The organism is Pseudomonas amygdali (assembly GCF_002699855.1).
Lineage (GTDB): Bacteria > Pseudomonadota > Gammaproteobacteria > Pseudomonadales > Pseudomonadaceae > Aquipseudomonas > Aquipseudomonas amygdali.
In genome coordinates, this window is the sequence record NZ_LKBW01000106.1 from 1 (window position 1) to 6,140 (window position 6,140).

Here is a 6,140-nt window from a genome sequence, read left to right on the forward strand (position 1 = left end):
CCTCCGAAAATAAAGCACCCTGCTAAAGCTTAGCCCTCGCAGGGTGTGGGGGTGACCATCTCATTAGGCTATCTACTGACATATCTCCATCTGTGCTCAACTCACAACGCATTCTGAATAGTTGTAAACATTGCAGTGTCCTGCCGCTTATCGTGGGAACAAAAGCAACGATAGCCACTGCAACCATCGCTGCGATCAAGGCGTACTCTATACCCGAAGCGGCTTCACGGTCTTTGATAAAGGATTTAACCCGGATATAGGTACCTACGTATAGCCGTGTAAGGGACATCTCATTTCTCCTTGTGCCTTCTAGGCGCGAACATGCGTGTCACATGCGAAACTGTCTGCCTGCACAGCATTGTCTCCAATCCGTAAACCCACAATCTCAACAAAGCATTAACCGGAAAGTTATAAGACTGGCCATCCCCTGCGTCTGGCGTGGTCAAACGCTATGTTGTTCACGCAACAGCATTTTTATACCAAAGCACAATGGCATTCTGAGTGCCATGAGCTAACGTCACATAACGGACGGGAACGTCGTCCGCCGCGCCACATTGCGAAGTTGTCGCACCGGTTTGAAGTTGTCCTGCAATGACAAAGGGAACGTTGCCATGAGCAGTCGCATTACCACGGTGCTTGCTGTCCTGTTTTTGCTGGGAGCGTTGATTGCCGGTTATCTGGGAATCGCCGTCAGCAAACCGGCCGAGGCACCTGCAGTTGTCACGCCGCCCACGGTGCCTGACGCCACCGAAATATCGACCCAGACGCCCCCGACTCCGCCCGTCGAGGATGCGCTGCGCCACAACGTAGTAGTTTTGGCCCGGGACGTACCGGCCTATACCCCCATCACGGCTGAAGACCTGACCGTAGAGCGCCTCAAGGTCGCGCCGCCTGGAAGTTTCGAGCACATCGACAAACTGGTGGGCCGCAGCACTTGGCGAACACTGACGGCCGGAACCTGGCTTAGCGAGAACAGTTTTGAAGCAGGCGGCACACTGGCGCGGATGATTCGCCCTCATGAACGAGTGCTGGCGTTGCAGGTTGACGAGGTGATTGGCGCATCCGGGCAGCTCAGCCCAGGCGACTATGTGGATGTGCTGCTTTACCTGCCCGAGGACACCAGCAACCTGAATCGCTCCAGCCAGGTGGTCGTACCCGCCCTGCGAGTTCTTGGAGTTGGCGGGCTGCTCGGCCCGGATCGCAACGGCAAGCCGGTGCAGGACATCAACGCTGACGAACGCCTTAAACAGGAACAGCTGCGGATCAACGCGCGAACCGTCACCGTCGCGGTACCGGAAGCCTTGCTGGCACGGCTGATGCTGGCGTCGCAAACCGGTGTCCTGCGTCTGGCCGTGCGCAGCGCCGACGAGGGCAACCTTCAGAATTACTGGGCGAGCGAAGCCGGTAGCCGTGATGCCGCCGAACGACTGGACTCTGCCAACCGCCAACTGGTCAGCTTCAGACAACTGAGCCTGGGCCCGGCCAACTCGCCGACACAGGGCGCAGCCACTCGCACGCCTCGCGCAGTCGAGGTCATACGCGGTAACCAGATCACGCAACAAACTCCCTGATTGAGCAAGGATTGCATTTGATGAGCTGTTGTTCCGTGCCAGTAACAAAACCCCGGCTGCTGGCGTTAGCCTTCGCGGCGCTGTCTGCACAATCAGCCTGGGCCGCTTCCGGCAGTTGTGCAGGACTTGCTGCAATGCCAGCGGCGGTGGAAATCGATCAGGGCATTCAGCAGGAAGTGCGCTCACCTGTGGCCATCACCCGCATTGCCGTCGGCGACCCGAAAATTGCCGATGTGCATGTCAACGGTACGGATGGTTTTCTGTTGACGGGCGTTGCGCAGGGCACGACCAGCCTGATGGTCTGGACCGCCTGCGCCACCGCCCCGCGCCAGAGCATGGTATTCGTACGCGGCCGGGCCACGGCATCGATGATAGAGAGCGTCACTGCGCCATCTGCTGATGCGGAGTTACCCAGCCAGGTGCAGACCGACATCCGCTTTATCGAAGTCAGCCGCACCAAACTCAAGGAGGCCAGTACCTCGATATTCGGCAAGGGCTCGAACAACTTTCTGTTCGGCGCGCCTGGCACGGTTCCCGGCGTAAACGTCACCCCCGGTACGGTGAGTGGCACAAGGCCGAGCATTCCGCTGAACAACAGCAATTTCAATATTGTCTGGGGCGGCGGCAGCAGCAAAGTGCTGGGCATGCTCAACGCCATGGAAAACAGCGGCTACGCCTACACCCTGGCCCGCCCCAGCCTTGTTGCGCTCAATGGGCAAAGTGCAAGCTTTCTGGCAGGGGGCGAGTTCCCGGTGCCTGTGCCCAATGGCGAGGGCAATGGTATTTCCATCGAGTACAAGGAGTTTGGCGTACGCCTGACCCTGACGCCGACAGTAGTGGGCCGTGACCGAATCCTGCTAAAAGTTGCCCCCGAAGTCAGCGAACTGGATTTCTCTGCCGGTATCACCATCGCCGGCACAAACGTGCCGGCGCTTAACATACGGCGTACCGACACCAGTATCGCGCTTGCCGACGGAGAAAGCTTTGTGGTCAGTGGGCTGATCAGCTCCAGTAACGTCGGCTCCGTAGGCAAGTTTCCCGGCTTGGGTGACATTCCCATTCTCGGCGCGTTTTTCCGCAATTCGCAAATCCAGCGCGATGAACGCGAACTGCTGATGATCGTCACCCCGCACCTGGTTCAACCGCTGGCCGCCAACGCGCAATTGCCCTCGCTGCCGGGTGAGGGGCTGCGCACCTACGATCCAAGCTTTCCGCGCCTGTATTTTCTGGAAAACGGCGACTTTGACCGTCGCGACGGGTTATCCAAATGAGCCAGAGCCTGAGCCAGACCTTCCTGGCAATCACCCGTAACAACACTGATCTGGAATGGCTGCAAAGTGCCTTGGGCTCACTGGGCCAAGTGGTCAGCGCAGGCACCGGCAGCCTCGACGATCTGCTCGCGCTGGTGGACGTGACCTTTGCCAGCGTGGTGTTCGTCGGGCTGGACCGTGAGCATCTAATGACCCAGAGCGCCCTGATCGAGAGCGCGCTGGAAGCCAAGCCGATGCTGGCCATCGTCGCGCTTGGCGATGGTATGGATAACCAGCTGGTGCTCAACGCCATGCGTGCCGGGGCGCGGGATTTCGTCGCTTACGGCTCTCGTTCGAGTGAGGTCGCCGGCCTGGTCAGACGCTTGAGCAAGCGTTTGCCTGCCGTGACGCCCAACCCGAACATGAGCGGCCTGTCAGTGCTGTATGGCGCGCAAGGCGATGACGACGGAGCCTTGATCGCGACACACCTGGCGATGGTGGTGAACAAGACCGGGCAACGCACGCTGCTGCTGGACCTCGGCCTGCCGCGCGGCGACAGTCTGCTGATGCTCGGCCTTGAATCCACATTCAGCTTTGGCGATGCCCTGCGCCACTTGCGCAGGCTCGATGCAACGCTGATCGACAGTGCGTTCACCACCAGTGAAAGCGGCCTGCGCATTCTGGCGTACAGCGAAGCCGACGATCATCTGGAGCAGTCCAGCGCAGCGGAGCTTTATATGCTGCTCAGCGCCCTGCGCCAGCATTTTCAACATGTGGTCGTGAACCTCGTGGGCCAGCCGGACAGCGAGGCACTGCGCTCGCTGGTCAGCCATTGCGATCAGTTGCTGTGGTACGCCGACCAGAGCGTACTGGGCTGTCGACGCAACCTGACGGTGCTTAATAACTGGCGTGAGAAAGGCATGAGAATGCAACACGCCAGCCTGCTGATTGATCGCTATCAGCGCTCGGTCGCACCCAATTCGGAAACCGTGGCCAAGACCTTCGGCCTGCCGGTGCAGGCCGTATTGCCGCTGGCACCAGAGCTGCGCCTCAACGCCAAAAACCAGGGAGTGACGCTGTTCGAGCTGGCCTCACGCGACGCGTTGTGTTCCGGGCTGCGTCGGCTTGGCGAGCACCTGGCACGCAATACCGAGGCTCACGACAAACCCGATCAGGGCTGGCTCGCTCGACTGTGGGGGAACAGGTAATGGCGGAAAAACTGTTTGGCGTCTCGTCGCGTGGCAGCGGGCAAGCCGATGACGGCCAAGGCCTGAAACTGGTGTTGCACCGTTACATCATCGACGGCATCGAAGAAAGCGGCAAAAACCTGCTCGAAGGCTCACGACCGGCACTGGCGCAATTTGTCATCGACAAGGTGGCCGAATACGTTGCGCGACTGCGGCTGGCTATTTCGCGCTATGAAATGGAGCGACTGGCCGAAGAGCTGGTCGATGAGCTGACCGGTTTCGGCCCGCTTGAAGTGTTGCTGCGCGACACGTCGGTCACGGAAATTCTGGTCAACGGGCCGGGCAAGGTATTTGTCGAACGTGATGGCGTGCTGCACCACACCGACCTGCGCTTTATCGACTCGCACCACGTCGAGCGCGTGATGCAGCGCATCCTCGCGCCACTCGGGCGGCGCCTGGATGAATCTTCGCCTATGGTCGATGCGCGTCTGCCCGACGGCAGCCGGGTCAATGCCATCATCCCGCCGATTGCGCTGGATGGCCCTTGCCTGTCGATCCGGAAATTTCGCAAGGACATGCTCAAGAGCGCAGATCTGGTGGCCATGCAAACCATCGATCAGTCCATTTTCGAATTTTTTCAGGAAGCGGTCGGCAAACGCTGCAACATCCTCGTCAGCGGCGGTACCGGCACAGGCAAGACCACCATGCTCAACGTGCTGAGCCAGTTGATCGACAGCAACCAGCGCCTGGTCACTATCGAGGACATTGCCGAGCTGCAGCTCAGCCACCCGCACGTGGTGCGTCTGGAAACCCTCCCGCCCAATGCCGAGGGGCATGGCGAGGTGCGCGCCAGCGACCTGATTCGCAACTCGCTGCGGATGCGCCCGGACCGCATCATCCTCGGCGAGATCCGTGGTGTCGAAGTGCTCGATGTATTGACGGCGATGAACACCGGCCACGACGGTTCCATGAGTACCGTTCACGCCAACAATGCTCAGGATGCTCTGCTGCGTCTGGAAACGCTGGTTGGCCTGACCGGGCGACTGATACCGGAAAAAACCCTGCGCCAGATGGTCTGCGCGGCGCTGGATGTGATTATCCAGCTGGCGCGCCTGCCTGATGGCCGACGCTGTGTCAGCGAAGTGGTGGAGGTAGTCGGCATACGCGATGACATCTATGTCACCAATACATTGTTCCGCCTTGATCGCCGCACCGGGGTCGGCTTCATGCGCGAAGCTGCACACGCCGCAGGCGACAAGCTGCGGCCAGGCTACTGACGTGCTCAGGGAGGCGGCGCAATGAATGCATCACTGGTACTCGGCCTGATCTCCTTGCTGCTGCTGACTGCGTCCATTCGCATGTTCTACCTCGCGCTCAATCAGGGCGCCAGTGAACGGGTCAGGCAGCGTCTGACCGCCGGACAGGTTCAGCCTGTGGTTGAAAAGGCTGGATGGACCTACCTGGATCGGGCCTTTTTGCGTGCAGGGTTGGGTCGACCGACCGAGCGCATGGGCCTGGCTTTGTCGCTCTATGCCTTGTTGATTCTGATCGGCTACGGACTGGGCGGCGGCATCGGCGCGGTCAGCGCGCTGCTGGCGGTGCCGCTGACCCTGCGCCTGTTTGTGTCGTGGCGCTATGAGGTGCGTGTGCGCCGCATGATCCAGCAATTGCCGCAACTGCTCGACCATACCGTACGCAGCCTCAAATCAGGCAGAACCCTCGCCGACGCGGTGCTGCACGGCATCGAAGCAACGGATCAGCCACTCAAGGACGGCATGAGCCGTATCGAGCGGAACGTGCAACTGGGCGTCAGCCTGCCGGATGCCGCGAGGGATTTCGCCGAGCTGTATGAACGCGACGAGTTTCATCTGTTTGCCCTTGGCTTGCGGGTCAATCATCGATATGGCGGCAATGCCAGCGAGCTGATGGAAAACCTGATCAAGCTGATTCGTGACCGGGAACAGGCCGGTCGCCAATTGCGCGCAATGACCGGTGAAACCCGCATGACAGCGCTAGGTTTTGTACGACATGACAGCGCTAGGTTTTGTACGAAAAGTATTGCCGCATACAACGTAGGCTACAAGCCAGCGTGACCATGGCTGCGTAGCTCTTGGCCAGCTTGTCGTAGCGAG

At 59.9% G+C, this 6,140-nt stretch carries 4 protein-coding genes and 3 pseudogenes; 5 read left to right on the forward strand and 2 right to left on the reverse strand.

Annotated features, from left to right (window positions below; genetic code table 11):
- Window positions 1-101 precede the first annotated feature (101 nt).
- Window positions 102-289: pseudogene (locus AO277_RS09690) on the reverse strand (Flp family type IVb pilin).
- A gap of 322 nt (window positions 290-611) precedes the next feature.
- On the opposite strand from AO277_RS09690, the gene cpaB reads away from it, so the two are divergent.
- The 5 genes and pseudogenes from cpaB to AO277_RS09715 all read left to right on the forward strand — a co-directional run.
- On the forward strand, window positions 612-1,571 hold the full coding sequence (gene cpaB / locus AO277_RS09695; RefSeq protein WP_044319997.1) for a Flp pilus assembly protein CpaB: 960 nt from the start codon (window positions 612-614) through the stop codon (window positions 1,569-1,571).
- Window positions 1,572-1,591: 20 nt separating this feature from the next.
- Complete coding sequence (locus tag AO277_RS09700; protein ID WP_044319998.1) at window positions 1,592-2,842, forward strand: type II and III secretion system protein family protein; 1,251 nt, start codon at window positions 1,592-1,594, stop codon at window positions 2,840-2,842.
- Window positions 2,839-4,029 carry a CpaE/TadZ family protein gene (locus AO277_RS09705; protein ID WP_044319999.1) on the forward strand — a complete coding sequence of 397 codons (1,191 nt, stop codon included), beginning with the start codon at window positions 2,839-2,841 and terminating at the stop codon, window positions 4,027-4,029. The genes AO277_RS09700 and AO277_RS09705 overlap by 4 nt, the downstream gene beginning before the upstream one ends.
- The gene (locus AO277_RS09710) at window positions 4,029-5,285 is read left to right on the forward strand and encodes a TadA family conjugal transfer-associated ATPase (protein WP_044320000.1); all 1,257 of its coding nucleotides are present in this window, start codon (window positions 4,029-4,031) and stop codon (window positions 5,283-5,285) included. The genes AO277_RS09705 and AO277_RS09710 overlap by 1 nt, the downstream gene beginning before the upstream one ends.
- Before the next feature lie 21 nt (window positions 5,286-5,306).
- A pseudogene (locus AO277_RS09715) lies at window positions 5,307-6,023 on the forward strand (type II secretion system F family protein); the annotation flags it as partial.
- 22 nt (window positions 6,024-6,045) lie between these two features.
- On the opposite strand, the pseudogene AO277_RS09720 reads toward AO277_RS09715, so the two are convergent.
- Window positions 6,046-6,140: pseudogene (locus AO277_RS09720) on the reverse strand (IS5/IS1182 family transposase); the annotation flags it as partial.